The following is a 15,845-nucleotide window of genomic DNA, read 5'->3' on the forward strand; positions in this document are numbered from 1 at the left end:
TTCGACGACCGCGCCGTCGGCCAGCACCACCACCTCGTCGCAGCGGCGCACCGAGGAGAGCCGGTGGGCGATGACGATGCCGATCCGGTCGGCGAGCAGCCGGTCGGTGGCCCGCTGCACCAGCGTCTCGGTGATCGGGTCCAGCCGCGCGGTGGCCTCGTCGAGGATCACCACGTGCGGGTCGCGGACCAGGATCCGGGCGAACGCGACGAGCTGCTCCTGCCCGGCCGACAGCACGTGCCCGCCCTCGCCCAGCCGGGTGTCCAGGCCGTCGGGCAGCCCGGCGATCCAGCCGGCCAACCCCAGCTCGTCCAGCGCCCGCGCGGCGTCGTCGAGCAGCTCGGGGTCGAACAGCGCGACGTTCTCGGCGAGGGTGCCGGACAGGATCTCGGTGCGCTGCGGGACCACGGCGATCCACCGGCGCAGCCGTTCGACGTCGAGGTCGAGCAGGTCGGTGTCGCCGAGCAGGACGGTGCCGCGCGGCAGGTCCACGGCCCGGGTGAGCGCCTTCGCCAGCGTCGACTTGCCGGACCCGGTCCGGCCGATCAGGGCGTACGACCGGCCCCGGACGAACGTCAGCGAGACGTCGCGCAGCGCCGGGGCGCGGTCACTGTCGGCCCCGCCCGCCGGGTAGCGGAAGGTGAGGTGGCGCACTACCAGGTCGCCCTCGACGGGTTCCCGCCCGCCGGCCGGCTCCTGCGGGGCGTCCTGCAGCAGTTGCACCCGCCCCCACGCGCCGATCGCGTACTGCAACTCGGGCACCATCCGGCTGACGTGCTCGACGGTCATGCCGAACCCGAGCACGAGCAGCCACACGGCGGTCAGCCGGGCCGCGTCCATCCGGCCGGCGGCCAGGGCCCACGCCCCGCCGAGGACCACCCCGGCGATGCCGACCCGGATGACGCCGGCGCCGACGACGGTCACCCACGCCGACATCCGCCACACCACGGCCCCCCGGGCCAGCACGGCGGCGGCGCGCTGGGCATAGAGTCGCAGCACGTACGGCCGGGCGAGGCTGGTGCGCACGTCGTCCTGGCCGTGGACGGCCTCCTCCATGACGGCGGCGAGGTCGGTCTGGGCCTCCTCCTCGGCCATCCGGGCCGGGGCGATCCGTTGGGTCGGGCGGCGCAGGACGAGGGCGAGCAGCGCGCTCAGCGCGAGCATGCTCACCCCGGCCGGCCACCACACCACCAGGGCGACGACCGTGGAGAGCAGGCCCGTGGCGGTCATCTGGGCGATGCGTACGCCGTGCCCGCGCACCTCGGAGGCGACCTGGTATACGTCGCCGTCGATCCGGTCCAGCAGCTCGCCGACCGGGGTGCCCTCCAGGGTCGACAGGTCCTGCCCGAACGCCACCCGGCACAGCCGCCGCCGGACGTCGGCCGACCAGTCGGCGGTGACGCCGGCCATCACGAGCCCGATGGTGAGGTCGGTGACGACGACGGCGCACAGCGCCACCGCCAGGACGACGAACAGGACACCCGAGCGGTGCACCAGCACCGGGCCGGCGAGCGCCGCGGCGGCGGCCTGGCCTGCGGCACCGAGCACGACCAGCGCGGCCACGAACGTCATCCGGCGTGCCGAGGTGGCCCACAGGTCACGGAAAAGGCGCATGTCGGTCCCTCCGGACTCTCGGGGCGGTATCTCCACCCTCCGTGATCCGGCCGGGGCCTTCAACGCATTTACCGCCCGCGCCACCCGTCCGAGGCCGGACCGGCCCGACCCGCGCCGCCGGCAAGCTGGCGGGGTGAGAAGGGGAACCTTCTCTACCGCTGGCGTTAAGAAGGGGCCCTTCCTTGCACCTCAGAAGAGGACGGTGGCGAGAGTGCCGACCGTGCGGAACCCGCAGCGCTCGTAGACGCGGCGGGCCGGCAGGTTGAAGTCGTTGACGTACAGGCTGACGGTCGGAGCCACCCGCAGCAGCGCGTCCCGCACGACCGCCGCCATCGCCGCCGTGGCGATCCCCCGGCCGCGCCACTGCGGGGCCACCCAGACGCCCTGGACCTGCGCCGTGTGCCGGGTCACCACCGCCAGCTCGGCCTTGAAGACGACTTGGCCGTCGACGAACCGGGCGTACGCCCGACCGGCCCGGACCAGGTCGGCGACCCGCCGCCGGTAGCCGCGCCCGCTGTCCTCGACCAGCGGCGAGACGCCGACCTCCTCGGTGTACATGGCAACGGCGGCGGGGAAGAGCCGGTCGACCTCGTTGCCGCGCACGAGCCGCACGTCGGGGTCGGTCACGACCGACGGCGGCGCGTCGGTGGCCAGCAGCGGCTGGTTGGGCCGGACGTCGCGGGCCGGCCCCCAGTGCCCACACAACCGGTCCCAGAGCCCGAGCACCGCGTCGGCCCGCCCGACGATCGACGAGCAGAGCCGCTCCTCGGCGGCGAGCAGCTCGGCGTAGGCGGCGACGGCGGACTCCGAGGCGAGCACGGGGGTGAGGTTGCCGCCGAGCCAACAGATCGACTCCAGGTTGCGGCGCGCGCCGTACCCCAGGATTCGTCCCTCGGCCCGCCACCATGCCAACCCGCGCGCGGTGACCCGCTCGGCGACCTGCGCTCCCGCGAACGGGTCGAGGTCGAGCAGCCGCTCGACCGCGCGCCGCTCCGATTCCCCGAGTTGCCGCACCGGCACCGTCAGCACGTCACCAGCCTGCCAGATCGGCCCCCCGCCTCGCCGGCCGAGTGCGGGGTCCGCCCTCCACCCCGTCGCCGGCACCGAAAAAACTACTTTTCGGCGACAGGTTGGCGATATATCGTTGATACATCAGCGACCGAACTGTAGGGGAGAAAACCATGAGAATCCCCCGACGTACGCCCATGCGCGAGGCGCGGCTGCGCGGCTTCGGCTTCCCGCCCGGCTTCGGCTTTCCGCCCGGCCCACCCTTTCCGCCGGTGCCGCCCGGGCACGGGGGCCCGCACGGCGGGCGGGGCGGCCACCGGGGGCGGGGACGGGGGCGGCGGCCCAACGTCCGGGCGGCCGTGCTGGCCCTGCTCACCGAGCGGCCGATGCACGGGTACGAGATGATCCAGGAGATCGACTCCCGCACCGGCGGGGCCTGGCGGCCCAGCCCCGGGTCGATCTACCCGACCCTCCAGCTCCTGGAGGACGAGGGCGTCGTCATCGCCGAGACCGAGGAGGCCGGCGGCGGACGCAAGCGGTTCACCCTCACCGACGCGGGCCGTGCCGAGGCGGACCAGGCGGCGCAGGCCCCACCGTGGGGCGAGTTCGCCGAGGACACCGTCGCGAGCTGGCACGACATCCGCGACGCCGGCACACAGGCGATGCACGCGCTGCGGCAGGTGATGACGACCGGCACCGACGACCAGCGCGAGCGGGCCGCACAGGTGCTCGCCGAGACCCGGCGCAAGCTCTACGCCATCCTCGCCGAGGAGTAAGGAGGGGCCCCTCGTTGACGCCTACGGTAGAGAAGGGTCCCCTTCTCACCCCGGTGGTGGCCCGCGCGGGTACGCGCAAGGGGGCCGTTCCCGATGGAACGGCCCCCTTGGGGGTCACGCGACGGGTCAGTGCACGGTGACGGTGGCACCCGGGACCAGGTCCCGCAGTTCCTCGGGAAGCTCGGCGCCCATCTCGTCGGCGATCCGCAGCGCCTCGGCGATCAGCGTCTCCACGATCTGCCCCTCGGGGACGGTCTTGACGACCTTGCCCTTGACGAAGATCTGGCCCTTGCCGTTGCCCGAGGCGACGCCGAGGTCGGCCTCGCGGGCCTCCCCCGGGCCGTTGACAACGCAGCCCATGACGGCCACCCGCAGCGGCACCGGCAGCCCCTCCAGGCCGGCGGTGACCTCCTCGGCCAGCTTGTAGACGTCGACCTGGGCCCGGCCGCAGGACGGGCAGGAGACGATCTCCAGGCCCCGCTCGCGCAGCCCCAGCGACTCCAGGATCTGGTTGCCGACCTTGATCTCCTCCACCGGCGGGGCGGACAGCGACACCCGGATCGTGTCGCCGATCCCCTCGGCCAGCAGCGCGCCGAAGGCGACCGCCGACTTGATGGTGCCCTGGAACGCGGGGCCAGCCTCGGTGACACCGAGGTGCAGCGGATAGTCGCAGCGCTCGGCGAGTTGCCGGTACGCCCGGATCATCACCACCGGGTCGTTGTGCTTCACCGAGATCTTGATGTCCCGGAAGCCGTGCTCCTCGAACAGCGAGCACTCCCACAGCGCCGACTCGACCAGCGCCTCGGCGGTGGCCCTGCCGTACTTGGCGAGCAGCCGCTTGTCCAGCGAGCCGGCGTTCACGCCGATCCGGATCGGCGTACCGGCGGCGGAGGCCGCTGCGGCGATCTCCTTGACCTTGTCGTCGAACTGCCGGATGTTGCCCGGGTTCACCCGGACGGCGGCGCAGCCGGCGTCGATCGCGGCGAAGACGTACTTCGGCTGGAAGTGGATGTCGGCGATCACCGGGATCTGCGACTTGCGGGCGATCGCCGGCAGCGCCTCGACGTCGTCCTGACTCGGCACGGCGACCCGGACGATCTGGCAGCCGGACGCGGTCAACTCGGCGATCTGCTGGAGGGTGGCGTTGACGTCGGAGGTCAGGGTGGTGGTCATCGACTGCACCGACACCGGCGCGCCCCCACCGACCGGCACCGAGCCGACCATGATCTGGCGGCTGGCCCGGCGCGGGGCGAGCGCGGGGGGCGGCGCGACGGGCATACCGAGACTGACTGCGGTCACTTCAGGCACTCACCTTGAGAAGAGCGTGATCGGGTTGACGACGTCCGCGGTGACGGTCAGCAGCGTGAACACGCCACCGATCAGGATCACCACGTACGTGATGGGCATGAGCTTGAGATAGTCGACGCGGCCCGGGTCCGGCCGGCCGAACCGGGCGAAGACCCAGGACCGGGCCCGCTCGAACCACGCGATCGCGATGTGCCCGCCGTCGAGCGGCAGCAGCGGCAGCAGGTTGAACACGCCGATGAAGAAGTTCAGCGACACGAACAGCATGAAGAACACCAGCCAGGCGTTGTTCTCCACCGCCTCGCCGCCGAGCCGGCTCGCGCCGACCACGCTGATCGGGGTGTCCACGTCCCGCTCGCCGCCACTGATCGCCGTCCAGAGGGCGGGCACCTTCTGCGGGATGCGCTTCATCGCCTCGTACGTGCCGACGGCCATGTCGCCGGTGAACCGGGCGGTCCCGCCGAGCGCGGCGACCGGGCCGTACTGGACCCGGGTGGGGGTGCTGAACTGGAGGCCGATGCCGAGCGCGGCGACCGGGCCGACCGCACCCTTCGGGTCGTCCAGCGGCGGGCGCTGGGTCTGCGCGAGCACGGTGCTCGTGGTGCCGGGCTGGCCGTCGCGGACGTACGAGATGGTGACGGTGTCGCCCGGCTTGGTGGCCCGCAGGGCGACCAGCAGGTCGCCGTAGTTGTTGATCGAAGTGCCGTTGAGCGAGGTGATCCGGTCGCCGTCGCGCAGGTTGGCTGCCGCGGCCGGGCTGGTCGGGTCGCTCGCCGCGCACTCGCGGACGGCGTTCTCCGGCACCACGCACTTGGCCAGGGCGATCACCGCCGGCTCCTGGCGGGCCTCGGCGTCGGTGGTCGGGAAGTCCGGGTTGGGCAGGCCGGCGGAGACGGCGATGATCCAGGTCGCGACCACAGCCAACGCGAAGTGGGTGATCGACCCGGCGGACATGACGATCGTCCGCTTCCAGACCGGGTAGCGCCACATCGCGCGGTGCTCGTCGCCCGGCTCGACGTCGTCGTCCTGCGGCGTCATGCCGACGATCTTGCAGAAGCCGCCGAGCGGGATGCCCTTGAGTCCGTACTCGGTCTCGCCCCGCTTGAACGACCAGATGGTGGGGCCGAAACCGACGAAGTAGCGGGTGACCTTCATCCCGAACGCCTTGGCGGTGAGCATGTGCCCCGCCTCGTGCAGGCTGACCGAGACGAGGATGGCCAGGGCGAACAACACCACCCCGAGCAGGTACGCCATCAAGCTCCTTCCACCGATGCCGACGACGACGCCGAGGCCGACGACGACGCTGACGCCGCCGACGGCGACGCCACGATGATCTCCTGCGCGTGCGCGCGCGCCCACGACTCGGCGGCGAGTACGTCCTCGACGGTACCTGGTTCGGCGAAATCGGGAGCGTCCTCCAGCACCCGCCGGAGGGCGTCCACGATGCCGAGGAACGGCAGCCGGCCGGCGACGAACGCGGCGACGCACTCCTCGTTGGCCGCGTTGTAGATCGCCGGGCGGCAGCGACCCGCCTGTCCGGCCGCCTTGGCCAGCGCCACCGCCGGAAACGCCTCGTCGTCGAGCGGGGTGAACTCCCAGGTGTGGGCGGTGGTCCAGTCGACGGCGGCGGCGGCGTCCGGCACCCGGTCGGGCCAGCCGATGCCGAGCGCGATGGGCAGCCGCATGTCGGGCGGGCTGGCCTGGGCCAGTGTCGACCCGTCTGCGAACTCGACCATCGAGTGGATCACCGACTGCGGGTGCACCATGACGGTGATGTCGGCGTACGGCACGTCGAACAGCTCGTGCGCCTCGATCACCTCCAGCGCCTTGTTGACCATCGTGGCGGAGTTGATCGTGACGACGGGGCCCATGTTCCAGGTCGGGTGCGTGAGGGCCTGCTCGGGCGTGACCTGGGTCAGCTCGTCGCGCCGCCGCCCCCGGAACGGCCCGCCGCTGGCGGTGACCACCAGCCGGCGCACCTCGCCCCGGGTGCCGCCGCGCAGGCACTGGGCCAGCGCCGAGTGCTCGGAATCGACGGGCACGATCTGCCCCGGCCGCGTCACCGCGGCCCGCACGAGCGGGCCGCCGGCCACGAGCGATTCCTTGTTGGCCAAAGCGAGGGTACGCCCGGCGCGCAGCGCCGCGAGGGTCGGCGCGAGCCCCAGCGAGCCGACCACCCCGTTGAGTACGACGTCGCACGGCCACTGGGCCAGCTCGGTCATCGCGTCCGGCCCCGCCACGATCTTGGGCAGCTTGAAGTCGCCACTGGCCCAGCCGCGCCGGCTCGCCTCGGCGTAGAAGGCGAGCTGGAGGTCCTGCGCGGCCGACGCCTTCGCCACCCCGACCGCCTCGACGCGCAGTTCGAGGGCCTGGGCGGCGAGCAGCCCGACGTTGCCGCCGCCGGCACCGAGCGCCACCACCCGGAACCGGTCAGGGTTGCGCCGGACGATGTCGACTGCCTGGGTGCCGATCGAGCCGGTCGACCCGAGCAGCACAAGATCGCGGGGAGGAGTTGTCACGCACCCATTCTTCCCCAGCCGGGCTGTGCGCCCGCCGGGAGCCTCACCCGGCCGGCGTCGCCTCGGGCACCTCGCCGTCGAACGGTCCTCCGCAGCGAGGCTCCGTCGCCGCGGGGCTGGTGTTGAGGATCCCGGCGAGCCTACGGTTGGGCCGGCTCAGCCGGCCGCCACCGGGGTGTCGGTGATCCCGAAGGCCCCGTCCAAGCCGCCGAAGTCGGCGGTGTCGAAGCCGGGGATCACCAAGCGGGAGTTCTCGCGACAGGGCATGCTGCGGATCCAGTAGAAGCCCTTCGGGTCGCCGTTGTCGTTGGCCAGCGGGAACCTCACCAGGACGGTGTCGGCGTTCTGCTCCGGGAAGAAGAAGACCTTCGTCCCGTCCTGCGCCTGCTTGTATTCGGCCTCCAGGTAGCCGCCGGACTCCACCACCTCGGGGCGGAAGTAGATCGCCGCCCGTTGCCCGGGCTCGACGTCGGCCCTGATGGTGACGGTCACCGCAGAGTCCTCACCGAAACCGAGGATCTTGAACCGGTCTTTGACCGAGGTCGCGGTGGCACCGATGGCCTCCAGCAGGCTCGGGGTGCCGCTGACGTTGAAGAAGGCACCGTTCTCCAACTGGACCTCGGTCGTCGACCGCACGCTGACCGCGAGGCTGAACGGGTCGGGTACGGTTCCGTCGCAGTTGTTCTGCACCTCACTGACCCGGAACGAGTTTCCGCCGGCCGTGGCCTCCCGGCGCTGGACGAAGGTGCAGTTCTCCAGCAGCGGGGAGCCGTCCCGGCAGTGCAGGGACACCTCGTCGGGGGTGGCGGCGGAAGCGTTGGTGCGGTTCATCAGCGGGATCAGCGCGGCCGCGGCCAGCGCGAGCGCCGTGGCGACGACGATTTTGCGACGCTTCGCCGAGGTGGCCCGACCACGCCGGGCGAACTGGTATGTGGACACGTCAGACTCCTAAACCTGCGTAAGTGCGATCAAGGGCTCGGGCTCGGCGGTCAGTTCCCCGGCTCGCCGGGGAACGGCTCGGGTTCGTCACCCTCGAACTCGGAGCCGGTGCAGTCCGTCAGCGTGGGCCGTGCCTCCCCGTCGGCCTGGCCGTTGGGCAGGACCAGCGGCGCCTCGACCACGGTGTCGAAGGTCCACTCCCACGGCCTGTTCGGCGGGCCGAACGGTCCACCGCCAGCGCTGTTACGGGTGCCACCGGTGACGGTCCAGGTGCCCTTGATCTGGGCGCGCCGGGGGAAGAACTGGAAGGTCCCCCGCTTGCCTTCGGGCACGTTCACCGTCCGGGCGCTGGTCACCGTCCGCACCTCGGAGACGAGGTTGGTCTCGGTCTCGTGTTTGCCCCACTCGATACCCAGCAGGCCCAGGAAATTGGCGGCGAAGGTGTCGCCGTCGCCGACGAAGTCACCCGAGTTCTTTGCGGCACCCTGCTCCATCTGGACTTCGAGGCTAAGGTTGTTCGCCGTGTTGGGCGGGCAGTTGGCTACTTCGGCCGACGGGTTGAACGGGGCCCCGAAGATGGCGTTCGCGTCACCCGCCCCGACCACTTCGGTGACCCTGAAATCGCAGGTGTCGGCCGGGAAGGTCTGGGCGAATTCCCTGGCCTCCTGAGTCACTCCGTTGATCTTTACCGAGCCCTTGCACAGCCGCATGGCGTCATCCTTTGGGCACGGATTCACGAGCTGGCCAGTGCCGTTGGGTGTGCAGCCCGCCTCGGCGGCGCTCGCCATCTGAGTCACGGTCACGAATCCGAGACCGAGCGCGACGGCTGCACCGACCGCGATCGCTCGATGAGCTTTTCTTTTCCTTCCCATCACGAACTCCTGTTCGTAGTGCCGACGCCATCGGCGCGGCGTTTCCGAAGTGGAACGGGAGTGGCGATGGTAGCCGGCGAATCTCTACTGCTGACGATGATCCAGCCGGCTATGTGAGAAGTTGCATTCCCTTGAACCATTGGGCCGTTTCACCCGTAAACCTATTGGCTGGGCACGCGCCGCCGCATCCCCATGTGAACGATCAACGACATAGCGTACGCATGCGTGAGATGGGTGGCGGTCCACTGCCCGCCCGAAATCAGCGGCCGACAGGGTCAAAACGAGCCCGTGACGCTCGACGAAAACTTCGCGGCGCCCCGCACTCTTGCCAGATGCGACCCCTTCTCGGTACTCCATCAACGTCACATTGGACGGGTGCTGCGATCATCGCGCAATCCCTGCGGACGAAGACCTGCATCGTCACCACGTCGGGACCCGAAACCAGAAGGATTCAGTCGACCAGCCAGCGCCCGGCCATCTTCCTCATGGGCCCGACCGTCGATGTGGTGACCCGTCACATGCCGGTCACGGACTTACGCACTCACGCCGACCAGCCGTCATCTCCGACGCGACGCCGCATCGGCCCTGGCGATGTGCGCGGCGGCGTTCTCGCCGATCCGCTTCAACAGGTCGCGCAGGAGTGCCAGGTCCTCCTCGGTGAGGCCGGCGGACAGGGCGGCGTCCAGCTCGGCGACCCGCTTGTCGGCCCGGTCGAAGGCGTCCCGGCCGGCCGGGGTCATCCGGATCTCGATCAGCGTGCCGTGCATCGGATGCCTCCGGCGTTCGATCAGCCCGCGCTTCTCCAGCCGGCCGAGCGTGCTGTTCATCGTCTGCGGCGTCACGGCGCACTCCCGAGCGAGCTGCGCGGCGGTCATTCCGTCGTGGTCGGAGAGGATCGCCAGCGCGCTCTGCTGCGCCGGGGTCATCTCGAAGTCGCGCAGGACGAACTCCTTCGCCGCTTGACTCGCCTGGTCCGCCCGCCTCACGTGGCCGAGGAGGCGTTGTGCGTAATGCATGCCACTCAGGCTAGCCGAGGGCGCCTGCATGCTGTTAGCTATCAGTCATCGAACAGTCGGCAGCATGCTTAGAGGTTGCGATGAGCGGAGAAGTGTCATGAGCACCGGACGACGGCGATGGGCGGTGCTCGCGATCGGCATGACCGCCATGACCGCCGGCTGCGCATTCCAGTTCGGGCTGGCGTACCTGATCCCGGCCCTGCTCGACGAGGGTCTCAGCCTGGGGCAGGCCGGCCTGCTGGCCGCAGCGCCGACGGCCGGGCTGCTCACCACGCTGATCGCGTGGGGAGCGGCCGCCGACCGCTGGGGCGAGCGAAGGGTCCTGGCAATCGGCCTGGGCGCGGCCGGGGCCATCCTCGCGGTCGGCACCCGGATCGACGGCACGGTGGCGCTGGGCGTCTGCTTCGCGCTGGCCGGTGCGGCCGGGGCTGCCGTGCACGCTTCCAGCGGACGGCTCATCCTGGGCTGGTTCGCTGCGCATGAGCGCGGACTCGCGATGGGTCTGCGGCAGACCGCGCAGCCGCTCGGGGTGGCCGTCGCCGCATTGGTGCTGCCGAGCCTGGCGCGTTCCGCCGCGCTGCTGTTCCTCAGTGTCTTCTGCCTGGTGGCGGCGGCGATGGTGGCGATCGTGGTACGCGAACCGGCCGCCCGGCCGGCGGCGGCCGACGTGCCGGCCGGATCGCCCTACTGCACGCCGGTGCTGTGGCGCGTCCACGCGGCCAGCGCCCTGCTCATCGTCCCGCAGTTCGCGGTCGCGACCTACGCCCTGGTCTTCCTGGTCGACGTGCACTCATGGGAACCCGCAGCAGCGGGCCGGATCCTGGCGATCGGCCAGATCGGCGGGGCCCTGGCCCGGCTCGGCGCGGGCTGGTGGTCCGACCGGGTGGGCTCGCGGATGCGGCCGATGCGCCTCGTGGCCCTGGCGATCACGCTGGTCATGGCGGTGCTGGCCGCCGGAACCCACACACCCGTGGCGATCACCGCGCTGCTGCTGGCCGGCGTGCTGTCGGTGAGCCCCAACGGGCTGGCTTTCACCGCGGTCGCCGAGTACGCCGGCCGAGCCTGGGCCGGCCGGGCCCTGGGTGTGCAGAACACAGCGCAGAACGCCGTCGCCGCGGCGACACCACCACTGCTCGCCGGCGTGATCAGTGCCGGGGGCTACGGCACTGCCTTCGCGGCGACCATCGCGTTCCCACTGCTCGCCGCCGCCGTCATCCCCGTCTCGGCGGAAGTAGCCGACCGTACACCCGCTACGAGAGGAACCGCATGAGTTCCGTACGTCAACACCCGGTCCTGACCAACGACCTGGCTCGCGCCATGGTGGACGCGGCCCTGGCCGCGGCCGGCCCCAAAGATCAGCGCTTCACCATCGCCGTGGTCGACGCCGGCGGACATCTCAACGCGTTCGCCCGGATGGACGGTGCTCCGCTGATCACCATCCAGGTCGCCACCGACAAGGCCTACACAGCGGCCGGGTTCGGACTGGCGACCGAGGCCTGGCACGACCTCATCGCCGGCGACCCGCCACTGGCGCTCGGCGCGCCCAGCCAGATCGACCGGCTGGTGACCTTCGGCGGTGGCCTGCCCATCGTCGTCGAGGGTGCGCTGATCGGTGGGATCGGCGTCTGCGGCGGCCACTGGACCGACGACGTGCTGATCGCCCGCGCCGGTCTGTCGGTGCTCACGCGGAACTGAGCGGCCCGACCGGGTGCGGGCCGACCGGCCCGCACCCGGAGCAGGTCAGACCGCAACGCGCGTCAGCCGTCGGCGCGGAGCACGAACGCGTCCAGTTCCTCGCCGCCGTACCAGTCGGTGCGCCGGCCCACGTGGGCCATGCCGAGCCGCCGGGTCACCGCTGCCGACGCCACGTTGCCCGGCGCGACGACCGCCCACACCTGCGGGGTGCCGGCCGCCAGCTCGCGCGTCACCACCGCGCGGGCCGCCTCGGTAGCGTACCCGTGGCCCCACGAGTCGGGGTGCAGGTGCCAGCCGACCTCGATGTCGGTGGTCGGCACGCGCTCGTCGCGACCCGGCAGCGGCTTGAGCAGCACCGTCCCGACGACCCGCCCGGTGGCGCGCGCCTCGATGGCCCAGGTGCCGTACCGGCCGCCGTGGCCGGCGTGCCGCTCCCGCCACCAGGCGAGCCGGTCGGCCGCCCCCGCCGGATCGGTAAGCGGCAGCCCCGGGGCCGCGCCCAGCCAGCGGATCACCTCGGTGCGGGAGTAGATGTCGTAGATCCGGGCCAGGTCGCCCGGGTCGGCGGTCCAGTCGCGGACGACGAGGCGTTCCGTGGTGAGCACGGTCATGTCGCGGGATCGTAATGCGTACCCGGGCGTGGCGCGGGGAAGAGGTACGCGGTGGCGGGCGGATGGCAGCGGGCGAAGCGGATCACCAGTGCCGCGTTCCGGCCGGTGCGCGGGCGGGACCTGTCGCTGCACGCCGCCGCCATCACGTTCTACGGGGCGATCGCCGTGGTCCCCGTGGCGCTGCTGGCCATCTGGACGACGGGACTGGCCGCCGGGGCGGACCGGGTCCGCCGGCTCACCTCGTACGCCATCGAGACGCTGCCCACCGACATCGGCGCGCACCGGGCGGTGGCCGCGCTGCTGGAGGCCGGTCTCGGCCTGACCCCGGCGCTGGCCCTGGCCTCGCTGCTGCCGGCGTCGCTGTACGGCGAGGGGTTGCGGCGGGCGTTCGTCTCGGTGGCCATTCCGCGCGAGCCGGGCGGGTCGCTGGTCGGCTGGCGGGGCCGGCTGCTGCTGCTCCCGCTGCTCGCGCCCGCCCCCGCGCTGCTGCTGTCGATCCTGCTGGCGCTGCCGGTGACGACCGGACTGCTCCGCCAGGGCGGCTGGCGGGGCGCGCTCGGCGTGGTGCTGTCCTTCCTCGGCGTCTGGCTGGTGCTCACCCCGGTGCTGATGTGGGTGTTCCGGGTGGTGGGGCCGGCCTCACCGGACTGGCTGTCGACGCTGGGCATGGGGTCGTTCACGGCGGCGAACCTGTCCGGTTTCCTGCACGGCTTCGTGCTGTTCGCCTCGCTCCCGCTCGACCTGGGCGTGCCGTTCGGCGGCTTCGACGCCATCGGCGGCGGGGTGGCCGTGCTGCTCTGGCTCTACCTGTTCCACGTGATCGTGCTGGCCGGCTATTCCGCGACACTCGCCCTGTCCGACTGGCGGGCCCGCCGCGCCGCCGCATGATGAGCACGCGGGGGCGCGGCGGGCCTCCTGCCCGGTGGCGCTAGCCTCGGTCGAGCGCGCCCGACCGGGCCGCCGCGACGAAGCCTGCCCGGCTGGCCTCGACGAAGCCTGAACGGGTGGCCCCGACGAAGCCCGCCCAGGCCGCCGGGGCGAAGCTCAGCGCCGGGCCCTGCCGGTCCTTGCTGTCCCGCACGCCGATTGCCTCGGCGAACGCCGCCACCTCGACACAGTTGCCCTCCCCGCCGGACCGGGTGGACGTGCGCCACACACCGTCACGCTGCACTGGACATCTCCTTCGCTGTCGATGAAATCAGCTCGCGGGACTCGGCCCCGCTCAGCGCCCGCTCGGCGAGCGAGCGCCAGGCTTCCTCGTACGTCTCGATCTCGTGCGGCTTGTCCAGGTAGACCGCGCCGCACGGCCCGTCGGAGTAGATGGTGGTCGGCTCGGGCTCCCGCACGTTCTGCGGGAAGTCGAGCATGGTGAAGGTTCCCGCCTGCGACCAGCGGAACAGCCCGGCCTCCAGCGGCAGCACCCGGACGCTGACGTTGTGCTGCTCGCTTGTCACCGCCAGGGCGTCGAGCTGCCGGGCCATCGCCGCCCGGTCGCGCAGCGGCCGGCGCAGCACCGCCTCGCTGAGGATCACGTCGAGCTGCGGCGCCCGGGGGATCGCCCGGACGAGCAGCCGCTGCCGGCGCAACCGCACGTCCACCTTCGCCGCGCGTTCCGCCTCGCTCAACTGCGGGCAGTCGGTCGCGATCACCTCGGTCATGTACTCGACGGTTTGCAACAGCCCCGGCACCAGGTTGACCTCATGGTGCCGGATCCGCGTCGCGGCGGACTCCAGGCCGACGTACAGCTTGAACCAGTCCTTGATCGCCTCCCCGTAGCTGTGCCACCAGCCGTGCGCCTTGGTCTCCCGGGCCAGGGCGCGCATGGTGTCGATGGTCTCGCGGGACGCGCCGTACACCCGGCACATGGCCTCCACGTCGTTTGGGTGCATGGAAACCTGACCGGTCTCGTAGCGCCAGATCCTCGGTGCCGACCATTCGAGTTCCTTGGCCGCCGCCGCGACCGTGACGTACGCGTTCTCGCGAAACTCCCTCAGATACCTGCCGAGCTGCCTACGCGGGACAGTGCTGCCCGAGTCGTCCACGTCATCCCCTTTCCTGTCGTCGCGTAAGGCACCTCATCCCTTGGTCCGCATTCTTCTCCGAAGCATTGCTCACCGCCAGCAACGAAACGAGCATCGTCCGTGACCACCGCCTGACGGCGTGGTCCCCGAGGGGCAGGAGTCTCCCCCGACCTCATCCCGACTCCTGCCCCCACCCCCATGAACCGACCCGACCCGGAGGCGCACGTGGGCATCCCCGGAAGACGCCGAACCGACCGGCCCGTGCCGCTGGGCCCGACGCACCGCCACGACTGGTCCCGCTGGGGGCGACACTGCGTGTGTGGCCTGCGCTGGCCCTGCCCGGACCGCATGCTGCGCTGGCGCCCGGACCGGCCGGCGGACGTATCGGTGGAGGCTCCGGCGACCGCGCCGCACCGGGCCGCCGGGCCCCTGCGGCGGGGCGGGCGACGACCATGAGCAGCGGGTACGGGGTGTCGCTGGCCGAACTGCGCCGGCACGTGGCGGCCCGCCCGACGTGGCGGTGCCGGGCCTGTGCCGCGCCGTGGCCCTGCCAACCGGCGAAGCTCTGCCTACGCGCCGAGTACGCGCGGGACCGGGTTGGGCTGGCGATCTACCTGTGCGTGCTGATGCACGACGCGATCGCCGACCGGTTGCGCACCCACCCGGACGAGGTGGATCCGGCGGGCTACTTCGCCCGCTTCATCGGCTGGACCCGCCACTGACCGCCCGGCCTGCCGCGCCGGCCCACGGCATGCAGCAGGGGCTCCACGCGCGCCCTATTGCCATCCGACTCGCATCCTTCGCCCCTTACGCATCAATCAACCTTTGTATAGCAAGGCCGCCTCGCCTGTTCCGGGAAGCGGGCCGAGCTGGACCACTCGGAGTCCTCGCAATGAAATGATCAAGTCTTCATCGGGTTGACTGAACAGCACCGGCCGCTGCTCGCACTTCGGGCAACCATGGCCGCAACTCGCACGATCAACCATGAAGCCGACCACGACATGATGCAACGCAACCGCCCCGCGAATCCGAGCCACCGACTACACAGTCTTTGAAAGCTCGTAACGCAGGAAGTCAGTGAACGATTTCCATTCTCTAGAAACGCCCTTATCGCCTTCCTGATACATATACACAGGAGGATCATCCGAGAGCTCGCTCGACATCCAATAGACTTGATACCCCTGATGCATCGCAAAAACTATCACATCGCTTGGCACGAGGCCGTCAAGGCCGCTGCCAGTCACCAATTCCAATCCGTCCCGCTTGAGGCCTAGAATGCCGGGATAAAAGGCATCTGTACCCACAAGAAGAGCGCCCGCAGCCTTGCCCATCAACCTGAGGAATTCCACATACCGGCTCGGCATTGAGGAAACCGACTGATCAGATGCAACCTCACGCACCTCCGCCTCCGACATACCGACAAGCTCGGCAAACTCGGACATGCCGAGATCCTCTATGAGCGATCCCAC

The 15,845-nt window shown here is 71.1% G+C and carries 17 protein-coding genes; 5 read left to right on the forward strand and 12 right to left on the reverse strand.

Annotated elements, in window-relative coordinates; translation table 11 throughout:
• Positions 1-1,614: ABC transporter ATP-binding protein (locus E1258_RS09860; protein WP_132398918.1), on the reverse strand; the 1,614-nt coding region annotated here is incomplete at its 3' end.
• A 189-nt stretch (positions 1,615-1,803) separates the two neighbouring features.
• Positions 1,804-2,643: a DUF4081 domain-containing GNAT family N-acetyltransferase gene (locus tag E1258_RS09865; protein ID WP_132398920.1), complete on the reverse strand. Its 840-nt coding sequence runs from the start codon at positions 2,641-2,643 to the stop codon at positions 1,804-1,806.
• A 152-nt stretch (positions 2,644-2,795) separates the two neighbouring features.
• On the opposite strand from E1258_RS09865, the gene E1258_RS09870 reads away from it, so the two are divergent.
• Positions 2,796-3,398 (forward strand): PadR family transcriptional regulator, encoded by a 603-nt coding sequence (locus E1258_RS09870; protein ID WP_371688593.1) that lies wholly within the window; start codon positions 2,796-2,798, stop codon positions 3,396-3,398.
• A gap of 126 nt (positions 3,399-3,524) precedes the next feature.
• On the opposite strand, the gene ispG is transcribed toward E1258_RS09870, so the two are convergent.
• The 6 genes from ispG to E1258_RS09905 all read right to left on the reverse strand — a co-directional run bounded on the left by ispG (position 3,525) and on the right by E1258_RS09905 (position 10,049).
• Positions 3,525-4,697, reverse strand: coding sequence for a flavodoxin-dependent (E)-4-hydroxy-3-methylbut-2-enyl-diphosphate synthase (gene ispG, locus E1258_RS09875; protein WP_007075258.1), 1,173 nt, complete (start codon positions 4,695-4,697; stop codon positions 3,525-3,527).
• Between the two features lie 9 nt (positions 4,698-4,706).
• Positions 4,707-5,957 carry an RIP metalloprotease gene (locus tag E1258_RS09880; protein ID WP_132398922.1) on the reverse strand — a complete coding sequence of 417 codons (1,251 nt, stop codon included), beginning with the start codon at positions 5,955-5,957 and terminating at the stop codon, positions 4,707-4,709.
• The gene (gene dxr / locus E1258_RS09885; RefSeq protein WP_132398954.1) at positions 5,957-7,198 is read right to left on the reverse strand and encodes a 1-deoxy-D-xylulose-5-phosphate reductoisomerase; all 1,242 of its coding nucleotides are present in this window, start codon (positions 7,196-7,198) and stop codon (positions 5,957-5,959) included. Before dxr ends, E1258_RS09880 begins: the two co-directional genes overlap by 1 nt.
• A gap of 180 nt (positions 7,199-7,378) precedes the next feature.
• Positions 7,379-8,161, reverse strand: coding sequence for a hypothetical protein (locus tag E1258_RS09890; protein WP_132398924.1), 783 nt, complete (start codon positions 8,159-8,161; stop codon positions 7,379-7,381).
• 50 nt (positions 8,162-8,211) lie between these two features.
• Positions 8,212-8,949 carry a hypothetical protein gene (locus E1258_RS09895; RefSeq protein WP_132398926.1) on the reverse strand — a complete coding sequence of 246 codons (738 nt, stop codon included), beginning with the start codon at positions 8,947-8,949 and terminating at the stop codon, positions 8,212-8,214.
• Between the two features lie 641 nt (positions 8,950-9,590).
• On the reverse strand, positions 9,591-10,049 hold the full coding sequence (locus E1258_RS09905) for a MarR family winged helix-turn-helix transcriptional regulator (RefSeq protein WP_132398930.1): 459 nt from the start codon (positions 10,047-10,049) through the stop codon (positions 9,591-9,593).
• Positions 10,050-10,146: 97 nt separating this feature from the next.
• On the opposite strand from E1258_RS09905, the gene E1258_RS09910 reads away from it, so the two are divergent.
• Both E1258_RS09910 and E1258_RS09915 read left to right on the forward strand, forming a co-directional pair.
• Positions 10,147-11,319 (forward strand): MFS transporter, encoded by a 1,173-nt coding sequence (locus E1258_RS09910; protein WP_207919492.1) that lies wholly within the window; start codon positions 10,147-10,149, stop codon positions 11,317-11,319.
• On the forward strand, positions 11,316-11,744 hold the full coding sequence (locus E1258_RS09915) for a heme-binding protein (RefSeq protein ID WP_132398934.1): 429 nt from the start codon (positions 11,316-11,318) through the stop codon (positions 11,742-11,744). The genes E1258_RS09910 and E1258_RS09915 overlap by 4 nt, the downstream gene beginning before the upstream one ends.
• Before the next feature lie 62 nt (positions 11,745-11,806).
• Here E1258_RS09915 and E1258_RS09920 read toward each other — a convergent pair whose 3' ends face one another.
• Positions 11,807-12,355 (reverse strand): GNAT family N-acetyltransferase, encoded by a 549-nt coding sequence (locus E1258_RS09920; RefSeq protein WP_132398936.1) that lies wholly within the window; start codon positions 12,353-12,355, stop codon positions 11,807-11,809.
• Between the two features lie 51 nt (positions 12,356-12,406).
• Between E1258_RS09920 and E1258_RS09925 the strand changes: the two genes are divergently transcribed.
• Positions 12,407-13,243, forward strand: coding sequence for a YhjD/YihY/BrkB family envelope integrity protein (locus E1258_RS09925; RefSeq protein ID WP_132398938.1), 837 nt, complete (start codon positions 12,407-12,409; stop codon positions 13,241-13,243).
• A gap of 40 nt (positions 13,244-13,283) precedes the next feature.
• Here E1258_RS09925 and E1258_RS09930 read toward each other — a convergent pair whose 3' ends face one another.
• The gene (locus E1258_RS09930; protein WP_132398956.1) at positions 13,284-13,511 is read right to left on the reverse strand and encodes a DUF397 domain-containing protein; all 228 of its coding nucleotides are present in this window, start codon (positions 13,509-13,511) and stop codon (positions 13,284-13,286) included.
• A gap of 4 nt (positions 13,512-13,515) precedes the next feature.
• A complete protein-coding gene (locus tag E1258_RS09935; protein ID WP_132398940.1) occupies positions 13,516-14,397 on the reverse strand; it encodes a helix-turn-helix transcriptional regulator in 882 nt (293 codons plus the stop codon).
• A 431-nt stretch (positions 14,398-14,828) separates the two neighbouring features.
• Here E1258_RS09935 and E1258_RS09940 point away from each other — a divergent pair, with 431 nt between their 5' ends.
• Positions 14,829-15,098 carry a hypothetical protein gene (locus E1258_RS09940; RefSeq protein ID WP_132398942.1) on the forward strand — a complete coding sequence of 90 codons (270 nt, stop codon included), beginning with the start codon at positions 14,829-14,831 and terminating at the stop codon, positions 15,096-15,098.
• Positions 15,099-15,416: 318 nt separating this feature from the next.
• Here E1258_RS09940 and E1258_RS09945 read toward each other — a convergent pair whose 3' ends face one another.
• Positions 15,417-15,818, reverse strand: a complete 402-nt coding sequence (locus E1258_RS09945) for an SMI1/KNR4 family protein (RefSeq protein ID WP_132398944.1) — start codon at positions 15,816-15,818, stop codon at positions 15,417-15,419.
• Between the last annotated feature and the right edge of the window lie 27 nt (positions 15,819-15,845).

This window comes from Micromonospora sp. KC207 (genome assembly GCF_004348615.1).
Taxonomy (GTDB): Bacteria; Actinomycetota; Actinomycetes; order Mycobacteriales; family Micromonosporaceae; genus Micromonospora.

Bases quoted from the DNA above. Each gene is read 5' to 3' on its own strand.
- E1258_RS09870 (WP_371688593.1), top strand. From the start codon at position 2,796: ATGAGAATCCCCCGACGTACGCCCATGCGCGAGGCGCGGCTGCGCGGC.
- E1258_RS09880 (WP_132398922.1), bottom strand. From the start codon at position 5,957: ATGGCGTACCTGCTCGGGGTGGTGTTGTTCGCCCTGGCCATCCTCGTC.
- E1258_RS09895 (WP_132398926.1), bottom strand. From the start codon at position 8,949: ATGGCGAGCGCCGCCGAGGCGGGCTGCACACCCAACGGCACTGGCCAG.
- E1258_RS09905 (WP_132398930.1), bottom strand. From the start codon at position 10,049: ATGCATTACGCACAACGCCTCCTCGGCCACGTGAGGCGGGCGGACCAG.
- E1258_RS09910 (WP_207919492.1), top strand. From the start codon at position 10,147: ATGAGCACCGGACGACGGCGATGGGCGGTGCTCGCGATCGGCATGACC.
- E1258_RS09915 (WP_132398934.1), top strand. From the start codon at position 11,316: ATGAGTTCCGTACGTCAACACCCGGTCCTGACCAACGACCTGGCTCGC.
- E1258_RS09920 (WP_132398936.1), bottom strand. From the start codon at position 12,355: ATGACCGTGCTCACCACGGAACGCCTCGTCGTCCGCGACTGGACCGCC.
- E1258_RS09940 (WP_132398942.1), top strand. From the start codon at position 14,829: ATGAGCAGCGGGTACGGGGTGTCGCTGGCCGAACTGCGCCGGCACGTG.
- E1258_RS09945 (WP_132398944.1), bottom strand. From the start codon at position 15,818: ATGTCCGAGTTTGCCGAGCTTGTCGGTATGTCGGAGGCGGAGGTGCGT.